Annotated in this window: 27 protein-coding genes and 1 tRNA gene; 17 read left to right on the plus strand and 11 right to left on the minus strand. The window is 45.8% G+C overall.

Going from position 1 to position 22,043, the window contains the following annotated elements; genetic code table 11:
* The first annotated feature begins 43 nt into the window (after positions 1-43).
* From AC2UZJ_RS05075 to AC2UZJ_RS05115, 9 genes are all read left to right on the plus strand, one after another.
* Positions 44-652: a KdsC family phosphatase gene (locus AC2UZJ_RS05075; RefSeq protein ID WP_486949042.1), complete on the plus strand. Its 609-nt coding sequence runs from the start codon at positions 44-46 to the stop codon at positions 650-652.
* Entirely contained in the window at positions 652-1,230 is a 579-nt protein-coding gene (gene lptC / locus AC2UZJ_RS05080; RefSeq protein WP_486949043.1) for an LPS export ABC transporter periplasmic protein LptC, read from the plus strand. Before AC2UZJ_RS05075 ends, lptC begins: the two co-directional genes overlap by 1 nt.
* Entirely contained in the window at positions 1,227-1,793 is a 567-nt protein-coding gene (lptA, locus tag AC2UZJ_RS05085) for a lipopolysaccharide transport periplasmic protein LptA (RefSeq protein ID WP_486949044.1), read from the plus strand. Before lptC ends, lptA begins: the two co-directional genes overlap by 4 nt.
* Positions 1,794-1,807: 14 nt before the next feature.
* On the plus strand, positions 1,808-2,584 hold the full coding sequence (gene lptB, locus AC2UZJ_RS05090) for an LPS export ABC transporter ATP-binding protein (RefSeq protein ID WP_486949269.1): 777 nt from the start codon (positions 1,808-1,810) through the stop codon (positions 2,582-2,584).
* 117 nt (positions 2,585-2,701) lie between these two features.
* Positions 2,702-3,037 carry a ribosome hibernation-promoting factor, HPF/YfiA family gene (hpf, locus tag AC2UZJ_RS05095; RefSeq protein WP_486949045.1) on the plus strand — a complete coding sequence of 112 codons (336 nt, stop codon included), beginning with the start codon at positions 2,702-2,704 and terminating at the stop codon, positions 3,035-3,037.
* Positions 3,038-3,134: 97 nt separating this feature from the next.
* Positions 3,135-3,611 carry a PTS sugar transporter subunit IIA gene (locus AC2UZJ_RS05100; protein WP_486949046.1) on the plus strand — a complete coding sequence of 159 codons (477 nt, stop codon included), beginning with the start codon at positions 3,135-3,137 and terminating at the stop codon, positions 3,609-3,611.
* Positions 3,598-4,530, plus strand: a complete 933-nt coding sequence (hprK, locus tag AC2UZJ_RS05105) for an HPr(Ser) kinase/phosphatase (protein WP_486949047.1) — start codon at positions 3,598-3,600, stop codon at positions 4,528-4,530. Before AC2UZJ_RS05100 ends, hprK begins: the two co-directional genes overlap by 14 nt.
* A gap of 51 nt (positions 4,531-4,581) precedes the next feature.
* Positions 4,582-5,457 (plus strand): RNase adapter RapZ, encoded by an 876-nt coding sequence (gene rapZ, locus AC2UZJ_RS05110; protein ID WP_486949048.1) that lies wholly within the window; start codon positions 4,582-4,584, stop codon positions 5,455-5,457.
* Positions 5,454-6,368, plus strand: coding sequence for a septal ring lytic transglycosylase RlpA family protein (locus AC2UZJ_RS05115; RefSeq protein ID WP_486949049.1), 915 nt, complete (start codon positions 5,454-5,456; stop codon positions 6,366-6,368). Before rapZ ends, AC2UZJ_RS05115 begins: the two co-directional genes overlap by 4 nt.
* Positions 6,369-6,378: 10 nt before the next feature.
* On the opposite strand, the gene rsmI is transcribed toward AC2UZJ_RS05115, so the two are convergent.
* Positions 6,379-7,296, minus strand: coding sequence for a 16S rRNA (cytidine(1402)-2'-O)-methyltransferase (gene rsmI / locus AC2UZJ_RS05120; protein ID WP_486949050.1), 918 nt, complete (start codon positions 7,294-7,296; stop codon positions 6,379-6,381).
* Positions 7,297-7,310: 14 nt separating this feature from the next.
* On the opposite strand from rsmI, the gene AC2UZJ_RS05125 reads away from it, so the two are divergent.
* From AC2UZJ_RS05125 to AC2UZJ_RS05150, 6 genes are all read left to right on the plus strand, one after another.
* A complete protein-coding gene (locus AC2UZJ_RS05125; RefSeq protein ID WP_486949051.1) occupies positions 7,311-7,769 on the plus strand; it encodes a YraN family protein in 459 nt (152 codons plus the stop codon).
* A 124-nt stretch (positions 7,770-7,893) separates the two neighbouring features.
* Entirely contained in the window at positions 7,894-8,484 is a 591-nt protein-coding gene (locus tag AC2UZJ_RS05130) for a phosphoheptose isomerase (protein ID WP_486949052.1), read from the plus strand.
* Between the two features lie 2 nt (positions 8,485-8,486).
* The gene (locus AC2UZJ_RS05135) at positions 8,487-9,191 is read left to right on the plus strand and encodes a BON domain-containing protein (protein ID WP_486949053.1); all 705 of its coding nucleotides are present in this window, start codon (positions 8,487-8,489) and stop codon (positions 9,189-9,191) included.
* A gap of 12 nt (positions 9,192-9,203) precedes the next feature.
* Positions 9,204-9,710 (plus strand): peroxiredoxin family protein, encoded by a 507-nt coding sequence (locus AC2UZJ_RS05140; protein WP_486949054.1) that lies wholly within the window; start codon positions 9,204-9,206, stop codon positions 9,708-9,710.
* Positions 9,707-10,606 carry an acetylglutamate kinase gene (argB, locus tag AC2UZJ_RS05145; protein ID WP_486949055.1) on the plus strand — a complete coding sequence of 300 codons (900 nt, stop codon included), beginning with the start codon at positions 9,707-9,709 and terminating at the stop codon, positions 10,604-10,606. The genes AC2UZJ_RS05140 and argB overlap by 4 nt, the downstream gene beginning before the upstream one ends.
* A gap of 14 nt (positions 10,607-10,620) precedes the next feature.
* The gene (locus AC2UZJ_RS05150; protein ID WP_486949056.1) at positions 10,621-11,289 is read left to right on the plus strand and encodes a pyrimidine 5'-nucleotidase; all 669 of its coding nucleotides are present in this window, start codon (positions 10,621-10,623) and stop codon (positions 11,287-11,289) included.
* A gap of 40 nt (positions 11,290-11,329) precedes the next feature.
* Here the strand turns inward: AC2UZJ_RS05150 and AC2UZJ_RS05155 are convergent, their stop codons facing one another.
* From AC2UZJ_RS05155 to hemA, 6 genes are read right to left on the minus strand one after another with little or no spacing between them, the layout of a single operon-like run.
* Positions 11,330-12,022, minus strand: coding sequence for a dienelactone hydrolase family protein (locus AC2UZJ_RS05155; RefSeq protein ID WP_486949057.1), 693 nt, complete (start codon positions 12,020-12,022; stop codon positions 11,330-11,332).
* A 19-nt stretch (positions 12,023-12,041) separates the two neighbouring features.
* Positions 12,042-12,614: a UbiX family flavin prenyltransferase gene (locus AC2UZJ_RS05160; protein ID WP_486949270.1), complete on the minus strand. Its 573-nt coding sequence runs from the start codon at positions 12,612-12,614 to the stop codon at positions 12,042-12,044.
* A complete protein-coding gene (gene grxD / locus AC2UZJ_RS05165) occupies positions 12,607-12,936 on the minus strand; it encodes a Grx4 family monothiol glutaredoxin (RefSeq protein WP_486949058.1) in 330 nt (109 codons plus the stop codon). The genes AC2UZJ_RS05160 and grxD overlap by 8 nt, the downstream gene beginning before the upstream one ends.
* Positions 12,937-12,945: 9 nt before the next feature.
* Positions 12,946-13,782: a peptide chain release factor N(5)-glutamine methyltransferase gene (gene prmC / locus AC2UZJ_RS05170; RefSeq protein WP_486949059.1), complete on the minus strand. Its 837-nt coding sequence runs from the start codon at positions 13,780-13,782 to the stop codon at positions 12,946-12,948.
* Between the two features lie 4 nt (positions 13,783-13,786).
* A complete protein-coding gene (prfA, locus tag AC2UZJ_RS05175) occupies positions 13,787-14,866 on the minus strand; it encodes a peptide chain release factor 1 (RefSeq protein WP_486949060.1) in 1,080 nt (359 codons plus the stop codon).
* A 56-nt stretch (positions 14,867-14,922) separates the two neighbouring features.
* Positions 14,923-16,200 (minus strand): glutamyl-tRNA reductase, encoded by a 1,278-nt coding sequence (gene hemA, locus AC2UZJ_RS05180; protein WP_486949061.1) that lies wholly within the window; start codon positions 16,198-16,200, stop codon positions 14,923-14,925.
* A 239-nt stretch (positions 16,201-16,439) separates the two neighbouring features.
* On the opposite strand from hemA, the gene AC2UZJ_RS05185 reads away from it, so the two are divergent.
* Both AC2UZJ_RS05185 and AC2UZJ_RS05190 read left to right on the plus strand, forming a co-directional pair.
* Positions 16,440-16,515 (plus strand) — tRNA-Phe (locus AC2UZJ_RS05185).
* A 150-nt stretch (positions 16,516-16,665) separates the two neighbouring features.
* A complete protein-coding gene (locus tag AC2UZJ_RS05190) occupies positions 16,666-17,418 on the plus strand; it encodes a class I SAM-dependent methyltransferase (RefSeq protein WP_486949062.1) in 753 nt (250 codons plus the stop codon).
* A 38-nt stretch (positions 17,419-17,456) separates the two neighbouring features.
* On the opposite strand, the gene AC2UZJ_RS05195 is transcribed toward AC2UZJ_RS05190, so the two are convergent.
* Genes AC2UZJ_RS05195 through paaE form a run of 4 tightly spaced genes read right to left on the minus strand, consistent with a single transcriptional unit; the run spans position 17,457 to position 22,019 of the window.
* Complete coding sequence (locus AC2UZJ_RS05195; protein ID WP_486949063.1) at positions 17,457-18,083, minus strand: acyltransferase; 627 nt, start codon at positions 18,081-18,083, stop codon at positions 17,457-17,459.
* Between the two features lie 3 nt (positions 18,084-18,086).
* Entirely contained in the window at positions 18,087-20,135 is a 2,049-nt protein-coding gene (gene paaZ, locus AC2UZJ_RS05200; protein ID WP_486949064.1) for a phenylacetic acid degradation bifunctional protein PaaZ, read from the minus strand.
* A gap of 38 nt (positions 20,136-20,173) precedes the next feature.
* Positions 20,174-20,929 carry a Phenylacetic acid catabolic protein gene (locus AC2UZJ_RS05205; protein WP_486949065.1) on the minus strand — a complete coding sequence of 252 codons (756 nt, stop codon included), beginning with the start codon at positions 20,927-20,929 and terminating at the stop codon, positions 20,174-20,176.
* Positions 20,930-20,939: 10 nt separating this feature from the next.
* Entirely contained in the window at positions 20,940-22,019 is a 1,080-nt protein-coding gene (gene paaE / locus AC2UZJ_RS05210; protein WP_486949066.1) for a 1,2-phenylacetyl-CoA epoxidase subunit PaaE, read from the minus strand.
* Positions 22,020-22,043: the final 24 nt, after the last annotated feature.

Here is a 22,043-nt window from a genome sequence, read left to right on the forward strand (position 1 = left end):
TCTTAAATTTTTATTAATTATAATTATCTACAATGTAAATGTAATGAATCATTCTGATATTTCTTACCACCCTGTAGAGTCCCTACTCTTAGCGCCTATTCCTTCTGAAGTCCAAGAGCGGTTGCGTAATATTCGTCTTATGGCCTTTGATGTAGATGGGGTGCTCACCGACGGCCGTTTATTTTATAACGAAAACGGCGAAAGCTTTAAAGCGTTTCACGCCTTAGATGGTTATGGCCTTAGGTTGCTTAAAGAATGTGGCATTACCGTTGCACTTATTACAGGTAGAGACGGGCCTATTGTGGCTAGACGCGCTAGCGAACTTGGGGTCAATGAAGTGCATCAAGGCATACGTGATAAATCTATCGTTTTACACGATTTAGCAAAGCGTCACGGTTTAGACATGAAACAAGTGGGCTATATGGGTGATGATATTATTGATCTTACCGCCATGAAATGCGTAGGCTTTTCTGCCAGCGTGCCCAATGCCCCTAAATACATACATCAACTTGCCCATTGGGTATCTGATATAGAAGGGGGTTATGGCGCAGCCCGTAAATGCTGCGATTTAATTCTTGCCTCACAAGCAAAGCTTGGACAGTACTTTACGCCCACGCCTCCTATTAGCCTCATCACCGGCAGCCCCCAATAATGCGTGAACGCTTACCCACCTTAATCACCTTTCTCTTGCTAATTGCTTTAGTAATAGGGACTTGGTGGGCAGCCTACTACACCAACACTACTGTAGCTTTAGACCCACCGCGGAAAAACACCCATGAGCCCGACTCGTGGGCTAAAGATTTCGTCATGCTGCAATCCAATGAACAGGGTGTGGCGACGAATCGTTTAGAAGGCAGTTTTATGCTGCATTACCCTGACGATGACTCCTATCATTTAGATCAAATCATCGCTAGAGGTTATAAAGAAAACAACCCGATTACTACCGGCACCTCAGATACTGCCATCATGGATCAAGGGGGTGAGCGCATACAAATGATAGGTAATGCGCTTATACACCGTCAACCAGATGAAAAAGGTGAGCTTTTTTCTATTAGCAGCCATAGACTCACCCTATTTCCTCATCAAGACAAAGTGCACACCACAGACCCAGCAACAGTTATTGATGGTCCTAACACTTTAAAAGGCAAAGGCATGTATTATGACAACAACACGCGCCAACTGCAGGTACTCGAACAGTCACATGTCATTATGAGCCCGAATAAAAAATGAAAAAACCGCTACTCTCTATCTACATACTTTTTAGTTTCTGTCTAGCTCCTGTAACCGCTATAGCGCAAGCGATAGAACCAGACACCATCATATTGTCTGACTCCTTAGACTATGATGATCAGGCACGTAAAAGTGTGTTTAAAGGCAATGTGATTGTTACCCGTGGCAATTTAAATTTACACGCCGATCGCGTTGAGGTCGATGAACTAGAAAACGGCTCACAACAAATAGTTGCAACCGTGGCCGCTAGCAACAGGGTGCGCATACGTCAAGAAAGCCCTGAGAAGTATGAAATCATCAAAGGCGAAGGCTTAAGAGGTGAGTTTAATAGTGGCACTGAACAGTTAACCTTAATCGGTCAGGCTTCTTTAACGCGTTATATCTGCGGTAAGGCCATAGATAGCATTCAAGGTGAACGCGTTATTTATAACAAACAGTCTGACACCTATCAGGCATTAGGCGGCCCAGACTCTGCTGATAGTCAAAAACGGGTACGCTCTATTGCTCGTCCTCGCGCCAATATTGAGCGTGCCATTGCCGAATGCAAAGCCAAGTCCAATTAATTACTACCCCCTCTATGCCTAACACCTCCACACCACTATCTGCTGTCTCTACAGGCAGCTTACGCGCCGTAGGCTTACGTAAAACTTACGGTAAACGCACGGTAGTTAAAGACGTCAGCCTCTTAGTAGAAAGCGGCGAAGTGGTGGGGTTGCTGGGCCCGAATGGTGCCGGTAAAACCACTAGTTTTTATATGATTGTGGGCATAGTGCCCGCAGACTCGGGTCGTATTGAAATTGATGGCAAAGTGATTACTTCTTTGCCCATGCATAAACGTGCTCATCTAGGACTATCTTATCTACCCCAAGACGCCTCTGTGTTTAGACGTCTAAATGTAGAAAACAACATACGCGCCGTACTTGAACTACAGCGCGATCAACACGGCAAACGCTTATCTAAAGCTGACATAGAAGAGCAATTAAACCATTTAATTGATGAGCTACAAATTCAACACATACGCCATAACACCGCGCTTTCTCTATCAGGCGGTGAGCGGCGGCGAGTAGAAATAGCCAGAGCTTTAGCCACCAATCCGCGCTTTATCTTATTAGATGAGCCTTTTGCGGGTGTAGACCCCATTGCAGTGATTGAGATTCAGCGTATTGTGCAGTTTTTAAAATCACGCCAAATAGGTGTGCTTATTACAGACCACAACGTGCGCGAGACCTTAGGTATTTGTGACCGTGCTTATATTATTAGTGATGGCTCTGTATTAACCAGCGGCAAGCCTGATGAGATCATTAATAATGAAGCTGTACGCCAAGTTTATTTAGGCAAAGACTTCAAAATGTAAGCCTACACAACAGTTGATTTTTCGCATGGCTTTATGTGATTATTTGAGTATACTGAAATTGTGTAGGCGCATTTTTATGAATGCTCTCTACTCATTAATTAGCTCACAGGAGGCATTATGAATCTACATATTACCGGTCGTAATTTTGAAGTCACCCCTGCTATTCACGAATACGCGCTTAATAAGCTAGGTAAGCTAAATAAACACTTCGATGCCATCATCGATGCCCAAGTTATTCTCTCTATAGTAAAGCACAAACACATCGCTGAAATTACGGTACGGGCTCCGGGTAAAGACATCCACAGCTCTGAATCTGAAGAGTCCATGTATGCCGCCATCGATTTACTAGCCGATAAAATAGAGCGCCAAGTTATAAAATACAAGACCAAATCCAAAGCCGGTAATCATGCCCATAAGCGTATGGAACCTGTCTCCATGGCAGATGAGCTGTAGTTAGCTGAGTTTCAAATTAACCACGTATTTACTTAGCCCCAACGCTCTTTAGCTAGGGGCTTATTTATTTTCCACTAATCGCACTATAATGGCAGATATGAACTTACTGTCACGCATCCTCCCCCCTTCCAATATCGTTTTAGATATGGTGGCTACCAGTAAAAAACGCGCTTTTGAACAAGCCGGATTACTGTTTGAGAACCATCACGGTATTGCACGCACTCAAGTCTTTCAAAGTCTTATTGCTAGAGAGCGTTTAGGCTCCACCGCCTTAGGGCACGAAGTGGCCGTGCCTCATGGCCGAATTAAAGACTTAAAAGACCCCATTGGTGCTTTTATGCGCTTAGCGGAGCCCATTCGCTTCGATGCCAGCGATGGCCGCAGCGCTCGCTTACTTTTCTTTTTATTGGTGCCAGAGCACGCCACTCAAACCCATTTGGATTTATTAGCTGAAATTGCTCGTCTTATGTCTAATACTGAGATTCGTCATAAGTTAGAAACTGAAGAAGACAATGCCATCATTCATCAGCTATTAACAACGCCCCCAGAGCTCACTCCGCATGCTGACCATTGAGGACGTAGTTAAAGACAACCAAAACCACTTTAACTTTCAATGGCTAGCTGGCCTAGAAGCCGCTAGCAGCATAAAGTTAGAGCACGGCATGGCATCCGCAGATCTTATCGGCCACCTTAATCTTATTCACCCCAAGCGCATTCAAATTCTTGGTGCCGAAGAGATTGATTACTACTATAAGCTCGAACCTACTCGGCGCGGCCATCTTTTTAGTGATTTAATCCAAGAGGGTGTGCCCGCAATGATCGTAGCGGGTAGTAGTCAAGCTCCCAAAGATCTTATAAAGCTTTGTCAGCAGCTAAATACGCCTTTACTTAATACGCAACATGATGCCGCTGATCTTATTGATATTTTACGCATCTATTTAACTAAACGTTTAGCCCCTTCCACCTTAATGCATGGTGTTTTTTTAGATGTATTAGGGCTAGGTGTGCTGATTACTGGTGAATCTGGTTTAGGTAAAAGCGAGTTAGCTTTAGAGTTAATATCACGTGGCCATGGTTTAGTAGCAGATGATGCCGTTGAATTTTCACGCACTGCCCCCCAACTAATAGAAGGCCAATGCCCTACGCTTTTACAAAATTTGCTTGAAGTACGTGGTTTAGGCCTTTTAGATATACGTACTATTTTTGGTGAAACCTCTGTGCGCCGTAAGATGAATCTCAAACTTATTGTGCATTTGTTGCGTTCTAAGCCCGAAAACTTTCAACGTCTCCCCACGCAGCAACAAACCCAAACAGTACTCGATGTAGAAATTAAACAAGTGATGTTGCAAGTCGCGGCAGGGCGTAATTTAGCCGTACTTGTAGAGGCAGCGGTACGCAATGCCATTTTACATTTACGTGGTATAGACACCATGAAAGAGTTTATGGAGCGTCAAGCATTGGCTATCAAAGAGAGCAGTCCGCCCCACTCTTAGCCCACTCTTAGCGCCACTCATTAATTCATTATTATTTATCAATCATAATTTATGCTTAAAGTCGTCTTAATTACAGGTATATCAGGCTCAGGTAAATCCGTGGCTCTACGCTTACTTGAAGATACCGGTTTTACTTGTGTAGACAATTTGCCTGTTCCATTCTTACAAGAGTTTATCTATAGATCGGCGGATACAGGTCTAGAGCGTGTAGCTGTGGCTATAGATGTACGCGCACCTGGTGATTTGCATCAGCTACCTAGTGTAATTACCGATTTACGCGAATCAGGCATCCCTATTCGAGTGATTTTTTTAGATGCCAATGATCACACTCTTACCCAGCGCTACTCTGAGTCACGCCGCCGCCATCCTCTGACAGACCGACTAAGCCAAGATGGTAAATCTCCTTCTTTGGCAACCTGTATTACCGCCGAAAGGCATTTATTAGCGCCACTCAGAGAAACTGAACACACCATTGATACCACCGGCCTCACTCCAGGTCAACTACGTGCCTGGGTACGCGATTTAGTACAAGCCGATAGACCTCCTGTTGTCTTAACGTTTGAATCTTTTGCTTATAAACGTGGTGTGCCGGGTGATGCTGATTTGGTTTTTGACGTACGTTGTTTACCAAATCCGCATTATGATCCCAAACTGCGTCCCATGAACGGCAAAGATGAACCTGTAGCACAATGGCTATCGCAGTTTGGCAGTGTAGAAAATATGATTGACGACATTGCTAATTTTGTAGAGCGTTGGTTGCCTTTATATATGCAAGATACGCGTAATTACTTAACTGTGGGTATTGGTTGCACGGGTGGGCAGCATCGTTCGGTATATGTGACTGAACAATTAGCGCTGCGCTTTGCCGATCACTCGCCTTTACTCATTCGTCACCGCAATCAGCCACCTGCTGATATACCGTTATGATCTTACGTGCCTTTACCCTATTTCTACTTTGTTTAACTGTGTTGGGCTTCGTAGCGGGCTGTTCTAGTAGTCCTAAATCCTCAACAAGTAGAGGGGGTGGCTATTATAAAGATGATGGCCCCGGCACCAACATACCTAAAAACCTACACGCCATTCCTAATGCTCAACCACGCATAGAACGCCATGCACCTGCCAATATGCGGCCCTATACCGTATTAGGCCAACACTACACTCCCCTTGCAGCCGATAAACCCTTTAGGCAAACCGGCAATGCCTCTTGGTATGGTAAAAAGTTTCATGGCCGTAAAACAGCTAACGGTGAAACCTACGACATGTACGCCATGACAGCGGCTCACCCCACTCTGCCCTTGCCCAGCTATGCCAAAGTGACTCGCCCTAAAACCGGGCAATCCGTCATAGTACGTATTAATGATCGTGGCCCTTTCCATAGCAGTCGTATTATTGATTTATCTTATGTAGCTGCTGCTAAATTAGATATTATCGGTTTAGGTACCGATACCGTCATAGTAGAAGCCATTACTCACGACGATATACGCAACGGTAATTATCTCACTGACGCCCCTGCTCCTGAAGAGCACCGTCTTAGTTCGGCTAAAAGCCGTAGTGAGCAAAGCTCAATAACCCCTTCTCTTGCTCCTATTACGGGCACAGGTTTACCGCGGATTTATCTACAGTTTGGTGCTTTTAGAAATGGGGAAAGCGCGACTCAGCTAGCTCAACATATTAATGCTGAAGTTGGGCAGCTTGACTACCATGATGCCCACATTGAGCCCAGTAACGAATTTTTCAGAGTACAAATGGGACCCTATAACAGCCGTGCTGAAGCCCTCACCGCCGCTGAACTCATTCGTATAGAAACTGGTTTAGAGGCGAGTTTAGCCATACGCTAGCCTAAAGGTTTTAGTCTGGCTTATTTGCTAAAACCCAATCGTAAATTACAGCGCGTGGTAAATCGGTAGCTGTCACGGCTACCTTTACTGCATCTCGAGCTGAAACCTGAGTTAATAAAGCATGTAGCCATTTTTGCGTAGCTGCATCTAACTCAGTTTCGGTAGCCTGCACGGGGGCGGCATGTAAAATAACCACAAACTCCCCTTGCTGATGATGACTATCACTTTTTAACCACTCTTCAGCTTTAACTACCGCGCAAGTATGCACTTGTTCAAAACGTTTTGTAAGCTCACGAGCAAAGGTGACTTCACGATCGGTATACAACTCGGCCATATCTTTAATGGCTGCAGCCAAACGATGAGGGCTTTCAAACATCACTACCGGTGCTGCGCACGCTCCCCATTGCTGTAACCACTTTTTACGTGCCTGACTTTTATGCGGCATAAAACCGGCAAACACAAAAGCAGGGTTTTCATCGGTGGTCACTCCACTAGCCATCAGCGCAGTAATCACCGCGGAAGCGCCTGGAATAGCCACCACCTTATAACCCGCTTCGCGCACAGCGCGTACAATACGCGCGCCCGGATCACTAACTGCCGGGGCGCCCGCATCTGACACCAAAGCCACCCGCTGCCCTTCTGCCAAACGCGCCACTATCTGCTCTGCCACCGCCGCCTCGTTATGACGATGTGCTGCAATAAGGGGAGTTGCCACACCCCACGCCTCAAGCAATGGGCGTGTGGAGCGTGTATCCTCAGCCGCAATCACATCACATTGCAATAAAGCTTGCCAGCCACGTAGGCTAAAATCGCCCAAGTTACCTATAGGCGTAGCCACTACATATAAGGTATGTTGGGGCCAAGACTGGCTTTGGATACGTTCTTGTAAACGTTGCCAGGTTTGTAACTGTTGCTCTTGTACTATCATCTTTACTTTACCCCATGAGCCCTGAAAAATTAGCCGCTAACGCCCAACAAAAAATGTTGCGTAGAAAAAAACCAAAGAAAATGAATAAGCCAGCATGCCTAGTTATGTCGCACACTTCACCTACTCAAAAACGTGGCCAAAGTTACGAGCAGTACGCAGTGAACTATTTGCAGCAACAAGGTCTAACGATATTGCTACAAAATTTAGTATGCCGCTCTGGTGAAATCGATATTGTGGCACGCAGTGCGGAGTATTTAATCTTTATAGAAGTACGCCAACGTATTAGTAACTTATATGGCGGTGCTTTATATAGTGTACAGCGTGATAAACAAAAGCGCATAATACGCACCGCCCAATTCTTTCTCCCTATGCTGAGCAGACGTTACTTTAATAATCAGCTGCCTTTTTGTCGATTTGATGTGATTGCTATTGAGGGTGATACTATTACATGGATACCAAATGCCTTTGAATAAATTGATGAATAAAGGGCTGGAGATGGCTGGGTGGATTAATTACTTTCATTAATTACTTTCATTAATTAATCTATACAATATATATCAGTATCCCCTTGTTTCTCTCTACATGCCATAATAAGACATGGATTTAACTACTCTTATCAACTCTCACTTCAATGACTCGGCCGACGCTATTCAAAGCAGTGCCGCCGCTTTGTCTGAGCCTACTGCTGCTGCAGTAGAATTACTTTTTGCCACTCTCACTAACAATGGCAAGATTCTTGCTTGCGGTAATGGTGGCTCAGCTGCCGATGCCCAGCACTTTATCGCCGAGCTAGTAGGCCGTTTTGAGCGCGATCGCTTACCTTTAGCTGGTATTGCTCTTAACACGGACACCTCCATACTCACTGCGGTAGGCAATGATTACGGTTTTGATCGTATTTTTGAACGCCAAGTAGCTGCCCTCGGCCAAACCGGTGATATTCTAGTTGCTATCAGCACCAGTGGTAACTCCCAAAATGTGATTCGTGCCATACAAATTGCACACGAGCGCGACATGGTAGTTATTGCCCTTACAGGTAAAGGTGGAGGTGATATCGCTAATATGCTGGTAGAAACGGATATTCATTTATGTGTCCCTCATCAACGCACTATGCGTATACAAGAGGTACATATCGTCTTATTACACGCTTTATGTGATGGTATTGATGCGCTACTGCTCGGAGATGTTTAATCATGACACGTTTCTACCTAACCACCGCCGCTGCACTGCTTGCTCTAGCACAGCTTAGTGCGTGTGTGCCTCTTGCTATTGGTGGCGCCGCCACAACTACCGCTTTGGTTGCTACTGATCGCCGCACAGCCGGTGAACAGGTTGATGACAAATCCATCAATATAAAAGTGAATATGGAAGCCAGCAAAATTCTCGATGGTAAACCAGGACGAGTGGATGGCTCTTCCTATGCTGGTCAGGTTTTATTAGTAGGCGATGTGCCCAGCGCACAAGACAGCCAACGTATTGCTACTGCTGTAGAAAAAATAGATAGTGTCAAAGAGGTCATTAATCGCTTACGCGTAGGTGCCGTTACTGAGCTAAGCGTACGCTCTAATGATGGTTGGATCACAACCAAAGTAACTACGGCCTTAATTAATACTAAAGACGTACCTAGCCGCACTATTTCGGTTACTACAGAGCGTGGTGTAGTGTATTTACAAGGCTTAGTTACCAAAGAGGAAGGAGATTTAGCAGCGCGTGCTGCTTCTACAGTACCTGGGGTAAATAAAGTCGTAAAACTATTTCAATACGTAAGTGCAGAAAGAAGCTTGTTACCTAAAAATGGCGCACCTAGTACCACTACAGAGCAAAATCAAAGCTCAACCTCTACTACTCCAGAACCGGCAGCAAATAGCAATGAACCTGAAGTCTTCAAAATTGAATAATTTCTTAAAACTATGATGGTATCCCGTTTTTTTACTGCTGTTACTGCGCTTATTGTTGCGCTTTCTCTTGCTGGCTGTGGTGATTCTGGCTCTTCAGCCGCACAAGCACCAAGCTTTAGTTTTACAGATATAGATGGCAAAGAGTACAGCTCAGAATCCCTTAAAGATCATGTAACTATGGTGAAATTTTGGTCTACTGACTGCACCACATGCGTAGCGCAAATGCCAGATAATATTGAATACTATAACGAGTTTCATGATCAAGGCTTTGATCTAATCGCCGTCGCTCTCAAACACGATCCGTTAGACTATGTGCGTAACTTTACGGATTCCAGAAATTTACCCTTTATTGTAGTCAGCGATCACGATGGCGCTATTTCTGAAGCCTTCGGTGATATACGCATGACGCCCACTGCCTTTTTAATTGATAAACAAGGCCGTATAATCAAACGTTATTTAGGCAATTACGATAAAACTGCCTTTAAACAAACACTTAAAAAAGCCTTAGATAAATCATGACCCAAAACGCCGAGCAACCAAATTACTCATCCACAATCAAAGCCGATGTTTTATCTGAGGCGCTCCCTTATATCCGTCGCTTTCATGGTAAGACCATTGTTGTAAAATATGGTGGTAATGCTATGACTGAGGAGCACTTACAGCGCAGCTTTGCTCACGACGTAGTGCTTTTGAAACTTGTGGGTCTAAAGCCTGTTATTGTGCATGGTGGTGGCCCTCAAATTAATGATGCACTACGCCGTATAGGCAAAGAAGGCACCTTCATTCAAGGTATGCGCGTGACCGATGCTGAGACCATGGAAGTGGTGGAATGGGTGTTAGGTGGTCAAGTACAGCAAGACATTGTGATGATGATTAACGAAGCCGGTGGTAAGGCGGTAGGACTGACGGGTAAAGATGGGCAGCTCATCCAAGCGCAAAAGAAGATGCTACCCGATGATAATGACCCTGAAAAATTGTTGGATATAGGGTTTGTGGGTGACATCACTCGCGTAGAGCCTGCGGTAGTCAAAGCGCTACAAGACGATGAATTCATTCCCGTCATTTCCTCCATCGGTTTTGGTGAAGATGGTCGCTCATATAACATTAATGCCGATGTGGTAGCAGGGAAAATGGCGGAGGTGTTAGGGGCTGAAAAACTCATTATGCTCACGAATACACCGGGTGTATTAGATAAAAGCGGTAAATTATTACGTCAGCTATCTGCCCAAACCATTGATGAGCTCTTTAAAGACGGCACTATTTCTGGTGGCATGTTGCCTAAAATCTCCTCTGCTTTGGAAGCAGCCCGCTATGGGGTTAATTCCGTACATATACTTGATGGCCGTGTGCCGCATAGCCTGCTCTTAGAAATTCTCACCGATAAAGGTGTGGGCACCATGATCCGCTCCCACTAAGCACTAATCGTTCTGTGATTTGGTTATTTGATTTAGACAACACCTTACATAATGCTTCGGCGGCTATCTTTACGGAAATTGATAGCCGTATGGGGCAAAGTATTGAAGAGCTATTAAACATAGATGCCGTGGAAGCAGATTATTTACGCCGTAAATATTGGCTGCGCTATGGCGCCACGCTTATTGGTTTAGTTAAACACCATGGTGTAGATGCTGCAGATTTTTTGCATCGGAGTCATGACTTCAATGTATGCGATCACTTACATAGTGAAAACGCTTTAGGACCACAATTACGACGTTTATTAGGCAAAAAAATAATTCTAACGAATGCCCCCGCCAATTACGCGCACCGTATTCTTAACGCCTTAGGTATTAATTATTTATTTGAGCGCGTCATCTCTATTGAGGATATGCAACGTCAACAGCAGTTTCGCCCTAAACCTTCCAGACGTTTCATGAAACAGCTGCTGGTCGAACTAGGTGTGCAAGGCTCCCAATGCCTATTTGTAGACGACACCCTACGTAACCTCAAAGCCGCTCATCAACTCGGCATTAAAACCATTCACTTCGCCCACCCAGCCACCCCCTTCTCTTCCCAATACGCCGGCCGTGCTCCTTACGTAGATTTACGCGTACACAGCATAAAACAGCTAGCCCAAACCTGGCACCAGCTGTTTTATTAACTTCTACTTCCATCAGAATGAATAACTGATGGTTTATGATTTATTTAGCTGTGTGACGCGCTAAGAAATCCACAGAACGCTGCACCGCTAAGGCATCGGCCTCGGCATTAAAGTGCTCGCCCTTGGGGCGGGCAAAGGCGTGATCGCAGCCAGCATAAACGTGAGACTCCCAACCTTCACGTTTAGCCACTTCACCTTGAATGATTTCCAAGGCATCGCCTTGTACCCATGCGTCATTTTCAGCAATATGTAGCAAAACCGGTGCAGTGGTTTTCATGGGAGGCACTACATTCTCTAGGTTGACACCGTAATAGCTCACTGCCGCTTTAAGCGGGCTGTTTTCTGCCATTTCCACCACTAAACGGCCACCTAAACAATAGCCCACAGCCACAATATTATCGTGACCTAACTTTTGTGCTAATTGCGCACGCGTACTTTCTAGGTCCGCTAAGGTGGTAGGGGTATCTAGCTCCTGCATAATTTCTACCCCTAGATTAAACTGCGCTTCATTTGTAGGATCTAATTCTAAGCCAGGTTCTGCGCGGAAAAATAAATCCGGACACCACACATTAAAACCACGCTGCGCCCAATCTTTAGCTAATTGACGCATAGACGCATTAATGCCGAAAATCTCTTGAATTAATACTAAACCTGGGGCATTTTTATTATTGCTTAATACTTCAAAAGCCTGCATTTTTTGACCGTCAGCGGTAGTTACTTGTACAAAACTCATGAAAATCTCCTAATTAAAATTAAAGCCCCTGCCAACTGGGACCATCCACCTCTATTCCCACATGCTCAAGCATACGCACCACACTATGATCTACTAACTCTTCCATATTTTTAGGCTGAAAGTAAAAAGCCGGCAGGGGTGGAAAAATAACACCGCCCATTTCTGTTACCGCCGTCATATTACGTAAATGCGCTAAATTAAATGGCGTTTCACGCACGGCTAACACCAAACGTCGACGCTCTTTAAGCACCACATCGGCAGCGCGTGTAATGAGGTTATCAGCAAAACCATGAGCCACAGAGGCCAAGGTACGCATGGAGCAAGGCACAATAATCATACCCTGCACCTTAAAACTGCCACTGGCCACAGAGGCACCCACCTCTTTAAAACTATGCACCACATCGGCGTATTCTTCCAATGCAGAACGTTTTAAGCCCAGCTCGTGCTGCAGGTTTAATACTGCGGCTGGCGACACAATGAGGTGGCTTTCCACCTGTGGCTGCGTACGCAGCATTTTTAAAAGACGCACAGCATAAAGGGCGCCAGTGGCGCCCGTTACGGCAACGATCACTCGTTGTTTAGGATTAGGCATCCAAGGTACCGGCTTCACGCAGCGCCGTTTCTAGCTCACCACTTTCGAACATTTCAGAAATAATATCTGAACCACCCACAAATTCGCCTTTAATATAAAGCTGAGGAATAGTAGGCCAATCTGCGAAAACCTTAATGCCTTCGCGTACTTCTTCGTCATCTAAGACGTTAATGGTGACCACTTGGGTCAGCCCTACGGCACGTAAAATTTGTACTACACGTGCAGAGAAACCACACTCAGGGGCTTGGGCAGTCCCTTTCATGAAAAGCACCACAGGATGCTCAGTAACCGTTTCGCGGATAAAATCTTGTACATCAGTCATAATTATCTCTCAAATATAAGCGCCGGTAATACGTGGTATACCGGCCAAATCAGAAATGCTGGTGGGCTGGTTAAAATTAGCTCTAGCAAATAAATTTCGCACCATAACGGCTTGATCCCAACCATGCTCTAGCCAGATTGAACCAGCTTCCGACAAATAAGGATGGGCACCACTAATAATTTGCCGTATATCATCTAAGCCATTTTGCGCTGCACTTAAAGCCGAAATGGGCTCAAAGCGTAAATCACCTTGTATAAGGTGAGGATCCTGTTCAGCAATGTAAGGAGGATTAGAAACAATAATATCAAAAGCGGCTTGCCCTTTTACTGCATCGTACCAACTCCCCTGTAAAAATTCGACCTTAGCACATAAATTGTGGGCGTTTTGTTGGGCCACTGCTAAGGCATCAGCACTAATATCAGTAGCAACTACCGTGGCATCAGGGCGAGCTAAAGCGATAGAAATGGCGACTGCGCCGCTGCCTGTGCCCATATCTAAAACACGCGCCTCGGGCAAACCTTTAATTTGTGCCAAAGCCTGCTCAACTAAAAACTCTGTCTCAGGACGTGGTATCAAAACCGCAGGGCTAACCATAAAGCTATGCCCCATAAACTCTCGACTACCAATGATATATGCCATAGGCTCACCTTTTAAACGGCGGGCGGCTAAGCGTTCGTATTGCTGCACCACCGTTAAGGGTAGAGGGTCTGTATCATGAGCAATTAACCAAGACCTAGGCACCTTTAAAACATGCTCCCAGAGCATGGTTTGCTCTAAACGCGGCAACTCGCTGCTTGTTGACACATTTTTTATACTGAAGTGCCCGTCAGTATTCGCATCCGGCATATAGTTACTCTTCTGCCAAAGCCGCCAGTAGATCGGCTTGATGTTCAGTTAACAACGCATTAATCAGCTCGTCTAAATCGCCTTCCATCACATAATTTAATTTATGCATGGTTAAATTAATACGGTGATCGGTAATACGACCTTGTGGGTAGTTATACGTGCGAATACGCTCAGACCTATCGCCGGTACCGACTAAGCTTCTACGCTGCTCGGCCTCTTTGTCTTGCATTTCTTGCAGCTGCTGGCTCTTAAGACGTGCTGCCAATACTTGCATGGCCTTATCACGGTTACGGTGCTGTGAACGATCATCTTGACACTCTACTACTAGCCCTGTGGGCAAGTGTGTGAGACGAACGGCGGAATCCGTTTTGTTAACGTGCTGGCCCCCAGCGCCACTGGCTCGGAAAGTATCTACGCGCAAATCACTAGGATTAATGTTGATTTCTTCGGCCTCATCGGCTTCGGGCATAATGGCTACCGTAGACGTAGAGGTATGCACTCGGCCTTGAGCTTCCGTTTCTGGTACGCGCTGTACGCGGTGGGTGCCCGACTCAAATTTTAATTTGCCGTAAACCCCATCTCCATCAATGCGCGCAATCACTTCTTTGTAACCACCACTTTCTGATGCATTACTCGACATGATTTCCACTTTCCAATTTTGATCTTCCGCATAACGAGTGTACATACGCAGTAAATCACCCGTGAAAATAGCGCTTTCATCACCACCGGCACCCGCACGAATTTCTAGAAATACACTGCGCCCATCATCTGGATCTTTAGGTAACAACAGCACCTCAAGCTTTTCTTCAAGCTCTGCAATACGGTCTTTAGCCAGTTGATACTCCTCCTCCCCCATTTCTTTCATTTCCGGGTCACGCATCATCTCTTGTGCAGCCTCTAGATCGCCTTCAATGGCTATATAAGCATTAAACACATCTACCACTGGCTCTAACTCGGCGCGCTCACGCGAGAGCTTGCGGAAGTTATCCATATCATTAACAACTTCGGGCTCGGAAAGCATGGCATCAACTTCAATTAATCGATGAGCTAAACGCTCTAACCGATCTCGCATCGTATCTTTCATAAATTATTTTGGTCAAAAAAGAACCACAGAAACCTATTTAGTTTAATTAAATTTAACTAGCGGCTGCGGTCCTGAGAAGGGAGTAAATGAGGGACTAAATCTAGCAACTGCTCGCGCTGACTACCTTGGCTTTGATTCAGTTGTGTGAGTGGGCCATGTAAATACTTGTGCGTTAAATTATGGGTAAGCCACTCTAACACTTGATTGGGGTTATCACCACGCGCAATCATGCGTTTCGCACGCTCTAATTCTTGAGCCGCCACCTGTTGCGCTCTATCTTGTAGACTGACTAATGTGGGTACAATTTCACGATTTTCTAGCCAGTGCATAAAACCTTGCACTCGAGTATCTATGATGGTCTCAGCCTGAACCACCGCGGCCTGACGCGCATCAGTGGCTTTTTGAATCATACGCCCTAAATCATCTACTGAATACAAATACACATCAGATAATCGGGAAACTTCAGGCTCAATATCACGCGGTACCGCTAAATCAACCATAACGATAGGGCGACGTTTACGCAACTTAATGGCACGCTCTATCATGCCTAGCCCCAGTATGGGCAAGGCACTGGCCGTACAGGAAATGATGATGTCGTAATCTGCGATACGCTCTGGTAAATCTGCCAAACGCATCGTCTTTGTATTGGTAAAACGAGCAGCTAAGTCTTCTGCTCGTTCGGCAGTGCGATTAGCAATCATGATGCTTTTAGGTCCTGCTGCCGCAAAGTGCGCCGCACAAAGCTCAATCATTTCACCCGCACCAATAAACAACACATTAGTATCAGCTAAATCGCCATATACACGCTGTGCTAAACGCACAGAGGCGGCCGCCATAGAAACCGAGTGTGCACCAATGGCCGTTTGAGTGCGTACTTCTTTGGCCACTGCAAAGGTACGCTGAAAAAGCTGATGCAATAAAGTACCTAAAGCTCCCGCTTCATTAGCAGCGCGCATAGCATCTTTCATTTGCCCAAGTATTTGTGGCTCACCTAACACCATAGAATCTAAACCACTGGCGACTCTAAACGCATGTTTTACGGCTTCATTTTTCTCATACCTATACAAGTGCGGCGTTAAATCATTGGAATGTAAACTGTTAAATTCCGCCATCCACGAAGGGATTTGATCAATCACATGTGGTTCTGCCGCACAGTACAACTCGGTACGATTACAGGTAGATAAAATAGCGGCTTCACGCACACTAGAACCAAACGCCGACCGCAAACCTTCCAGTGCAGGCCGTATCACATTAATAGGAAATGTGACGCGCTCACGCACCGACACAGGCGCCGATACATAGTTAAGGCCAAAGGTAAGAACGTCTACAGACATGGGCAGATTCAACGAATAAAGTAAAAGGGTGACAAGGAGCTTATTATGTGATTATAATCGCCCTTGGCCGATAACTGAAATCTATCGACTTTGTGTACGTAGCTATTATACTAAACTGTTGTTTAGCTGTGTTTATGTGTTATTTTTAATATCTTTAGACAAAGCTAGACAAATAAAGTTCCTTCATGCTATAGTAAACTCTTTACTGCATACCGAGGCAGTAAATAAGCAGTATATGTGGCCCTGTAGCTCAGTCGGTAGAGCAGAGGATTGAAAATCCTTGTGTCGGTGGTTCGATTCCGCCCAGGGCCACCACAGAATTTTAAAAGCCCCGCTATTTACATGGCGGGGCTTTTTTTGTTTTTAGGTATCAGATCGGCCATAGCCGATCTCTACAGGGGGTGTTGGTTACAATCAATGCAGTTATACTATCTATTCCTTTAATTTTATTCTTTAGGTGCACCCTTGTTCCCAGACTCAGACCATGATTTTGATGGTTATTCCATCCTCACGAACACCACCCTAGATGTGCCCTTCGTTCCCACTGATGAAAGCATAATAGAAATTATGTTAGACATGGGACAAGTAGGCCCTAAAGACATACTTTATGACTTAGGTTGTGGTGATGGCCGGATTCTGATCACGGCCGCCAGAGAGCGTAATACGCAAGGCGTGGGCATAGACATTGATCCAGAGCGTATTGCAGACGCCATGGAAGATGCCGCGCATTCCCACGTGGAATTTCTGATTGATTTTGTAGAAGAGAGCATTTATACGGCTGACTTCAGTGAAGCCACTGTGGTGACGATGTACCTGCTGCACTCCGTTAATTTAGACTTACGCCCTAGAATATTAAACGAACTACGTCCCGGCACTCGTGTAGTCTCTCACGCCTTTGATATGGGCGATTGGAAGCCCGATGAGAAGCGCGAATTAGGCGGTATCTGTATTTTTAAGTGGATTGTACCCGCTCAAGTGGCTGGTATTTGGAAGTGGCAAAGCGTAGAGGGGGAGTGGTATGGCATTGACTTAGAGCAAGAATTCCAAGAAGTCAGCGGTACGGCTTGGCGAGATGGCCAACCCATTGAATTAATAAGTGCAACGCTCTGTGGAGATACCTTAGAGCTTTGTCTTCAAGAAAATGAAACCGCAGCCCCACAGTATTTCACGCTAATTTTTGCAGATCAGGAATTACAGTCTGTGGAGCAATACATCTAAGCATTCAAGCTATTACTAAATAGACTAGGAATTAAAGACTAAGAGGCTCCCTGCTCTTTTTTTAGCCGTGTCACGACGAGTGGATCGTGCTCAGGGCCACGTACACGTCTGCGATTGGGCTCGGGAGCAGTTAAAGGCGCTGCTACCTTTTTCATCGTGTGCTTAGCTTCTAAGGCTAAGCGCTGATAAATAACGGTGCCTTCGTGCTTCCACGCAATTTCTTGCGGCTTGAGTGGTCTAACCACTCGTGCAGGGGACCCCACAGCCAAATGGCCTGCGGGGATCTGCATTTCAGCTTTTACAAAGGCCATGGCACCCACGATGGCATTTTCACCTATAACAGCGCCGTCCATGACCACGCTATTCATGCCTACCATGGCATTTTTACCTACTAGGCAACCATGTAAAATAGCACCATGACCAATATGGCCATCTTCTTCAACGATGACATCCGCCTCAGGAAAACTGTGGGCTACACAATTATCTTGGATGTTAGATCCTGTTTTTAACTGGATCCTACCAAAATCACCGCGCAACACCGCTCCAGGCCCCACATAACAGGCGGCGCCAATAATGACATCGCCAATTAGAGTGGCTGAAGGATGCACATAGGCAGACGGATCCACCACAGGGGTCACGTCATCGAAGGAGAAGATTTGAGCCATAAATTAATGCTCCCAGGTTTTCTTAACCATGGTTAATACATCATACTGCGCAACCACTTCGTCTTTCTGATTAGTGACTACACAATCCCAACGAACCTCGCCGTATTCGGTGTTATCGCGAGGATTAATTTCTTTACATGTGAGCTGCACGCCTAAGGTATCACCTGCATACACCGGGGTGAGGAAACGCAAATTATCTACGCCGTAATTAGCTAACACAGGGCCAAAATCAGGATGAATGAATAAACCCGCGGCAAAGGAAGCCACTAAATAACCATGCGCAACCCGGCCATCAAAGAAAGGGTTGGCACGCGCCTCATCTTCATTCATGTGAGCGTAGAAAGTATCGCCCGTAAAATGAGCAAATTTCTCAATATCCTCTAAAGATATGGTGCGCTTTTCTGTATTTAACTGATCACCAATTTTGAGATCGGCTAAAGACTTACGGAATGGGTGTACCTCGTCTTCTTCTACCTTAGCACCAGTGACCCAGCGCCCAGTTACAGCTGTGAGCATAGACGGGGGCGCTTGAACACCAGTACGCTGCATATAGTGATACACACTGCGTAAACCACCCAACTCTTCACCACCACCAGCACGCCCCGGCCCACCGTGTACCACAAAAGGTACGGGCGCACCATGAGTAGTAGAGCTCTTAGCGCTGTCGCGGTTAGAGACTAAGACACGACCATTAAAAGCGGATACGCCCAATACCAAATGCTGTACCGCTGCCGCATCATAGCTAAATACCGACGTCACTAAGCTACCTTGACCTTTATTAGCAAGAGTAACGGCCTCGTCTAAAGAGTCGTACGGCATCACTGTGCTCACAGGACCAAAGGCTTCTACCTCGTGTACTAGCTTGGCTTTCATAGGCTGATCACAGTACAACAGTACGGGAGAAAAGTAGGCGCCAGACGCCCCAGTATCTTTAGGCTCAGCATCACCAAACCAAAGCGTAGTTTCAGCCAGCAACTCTTGTATGCGCTCTTTAACCTCTGTGACTTGATCAGCACTGGCTAAGGGGCCCATAGTGGTTTCTTTTTTGGACGGATCACCCACCACCACTTTCCCTAGAGCCTCAGACAGGGCTTTTTCTACAGCTTTTACTTGGCTTCTAGGAACCAATACACGCCTAATAGCGGTACATTTCTGCCCCGCTTTGGTTGTCATTTCATTCACAACTTCTTTAATAAACAACCCAAACTCAGGTGCCTCAGGTGTCACTTCAGGCCCTAATATAGAGGCGTTAAGACTGTCTGCCTCCATAGTAAAACGCGTGGAGTTATTGATAATGCTAGGACTGCTGCGTAGCATACGACCTGTGGTGGCTGAACCGGTAAAGGTCACCACATCTTGGCCATCAACTAGCTCTAATAAATTACCAACCGAACCACAAACCAGCTGTAAAGCCCCTTCAGGCAATGCACCCGTGTCTAACATACGGCGTACTAGCAGTTCGGTTAGATAAGCCGTTTGGCTAGCGGGTTTCACAATGGCGGGCACCCCTGCCAAAAGGTTTGGAGCCAGCTTCTCTAATACCCCCCAACAAGGAAAGTTAAAAGCGTTAATATGTATAGCCACGCCTTGTAGCGGGGTATAAATATGCTGCGCACTAAAACTATTATCTCTAGAAAGACGCTCTACCGCACCATCAACTAAAACAGGAGCATTCGGGAGCTCACGACGACCTTTAGAGGAGTAAGCTAATAAGGTACCTATACCCCCCTCAATATCTACCCAGCTGTCTACACGTGTAGAACCGGTATGAGTTGACAGCGCGTAAAGCTCTTCTTTGACTTCTAGCAAAGCTAGGCCTAACTCCTTGAGCATCGCAGCGCGTTCATGAAATGACATAGCGCGCAACGCCTTACCACCTTTCTCACGCGCATAGTCACGAGCGGCAGCAAAATCTAGACCTGTGGAGTCTACTACAGCAATAGGCTCGCCCGTTACAGCGCTTAATAGCGTCTGCCCGGTGCCGGTGCCTGCTGTCCATTTACCACAAACATAGCTCTCAAGGCGTTTGGGCATAGACGATGATGTAGTCATGTAATATTCCTTCTTTAATTAAATTTACTAAGTCTTTATTAGGTTTTAATGCCTAAGCCCTGCAAGGCTTCATTGACACGATTTTGCCAGCGCTGCAATAGTTCAGCATTGTTATCGTGACGTAGACCTAAACGACTTAACACCTCAAAGCGAGAGGAATTCACTTGTCCAAAGCCTGCCGCTACACGTGGCTGCCAGTAATCAAAGCTACTTTGCAGTTGTTCGGTGTGGGAGCCGTCTTTAACTAGATAGGCCAACCCTTCTAGACCTAATTCGGTATGACGTTTTTCTCGGGGGGCAATGTCTCTGAGCACTTCTGCTAATGGCGCATACGAAACGCGTGCTAACTCTTCAATTTGCACATCTGCAGCTAGACCCTGTAGCACATTCATCATCACCGCATCTGCCCAGTTAATGAGCGGGTAATAAAAAACAGATAAACGCATATCGTCCAGCTGTCTATCCGTATGTAGATCACTGTCACGGGGCAATCTGGCAGCCCAATCATGCTGCTCGTAACGCTCTACATCGGTACCAAAGCTGCGCATAATTTCTAGTACACGCTCTGCATGATCTGCTTTCTCAAGCGTAATACGACTAGCCGCAATACGACCTCTGATGCTAGAAGCAAAATTAATAGAGGAAGCAAAGCCCGCTGAAGCAGCCAATTCACTGTCTACAAAGGCTGACATGATACGCATAAGCTCACCTCTATAACGCGCAGGCGCATTTTCAGGAGAACTTAAGACGCCGCCTTGGGCGAGGTAATCTTCAATCTTCATTGTGTCTGACATAGCGACTCCTTTATTCGTCGTAACTGACCACGACGCGGTCACTCACTGGATAACACTGACAGCTCAACACATAACCTTGCTCGACCTCGTAGTCTTCTAGCGCGTGGTTAATTAGCATATCAACCTCCCCCTCTAAGACCTTAGCCTTACAGGTGGAACATACCCCTGCCTTACAAGCATAAGGAGCATCTAAGTTGTTTTCTAGTGCAGCATCAAGCAGGCTTTGACCTTCTTTAGGAAAATCAAAGGTACGGGACACACCATCTAAAGTAACTGTAGCTACAGCGCGTTTAGCAGTAGTACTCCCACTCGCTTCTTTGCTTTGCTGACGACGCGCACGACCAGGTTGAGCGGAAGCAAACAACTCAAACTTAATCTGCTCTTTGGGTAAACCATGATCTTTCAACGCTTCTGCAATGGTAAGCATCATGGGTTCAGGACCACAAATAAACGCCGTGTGTATGGAGGGTAAATTGATCCAGTTATTAAATAAACCTTCACATTTTTCACGGTCTATACGACCCGTGAACAGGTCAATTTCTTGCCCTTCACGATCAAAAATATGAATAATGGACAAGCGGCCCATGTACTTATTTTTCAGATCTTCTAGCTCATCGCGGAACATCATAGAGCTAATTTGCTGATTGGCGTACACCAGAGTAAAACGTGAGTTAGGCTCTTGAATTAACCGACTTTTAATAATCGACAATAAAGGCGTAATACCACTACCACCGGCAAAACCTAAATAATTTCTTGCTGTCTCAGACTCAACGGGAATATGAAAGCTGCCCATAGGAGGCATGGCTTCTAGTACGGCGCCTGCAGCGAGCTCTTCATTAGCCCAAGTAGAAAATGCACCACCGTCTACACGTTTAATGCCAACTTGTAATACGCCGTCTTCCACACCAGAACAAATGGAATACGAACGACGTAACTCTTCACCATCGAAATCTCGACGAAATGTTAGGTACTGACCAGGGATAAAATCGAATATCTCACTGGCTTCTGAACTGGGTTTAAGTGTTACTACTACTGCATCGCGTGTATCGCGATGCACATCTATCACCTGCAGGGGATGAAAGCGTGCCATGATTTCCTCCGATGGCTTGGCTTA

The sequence above is a fragment of the Paenalcaligenes sp. DL 309 genome (assembly GCF_057475285.1).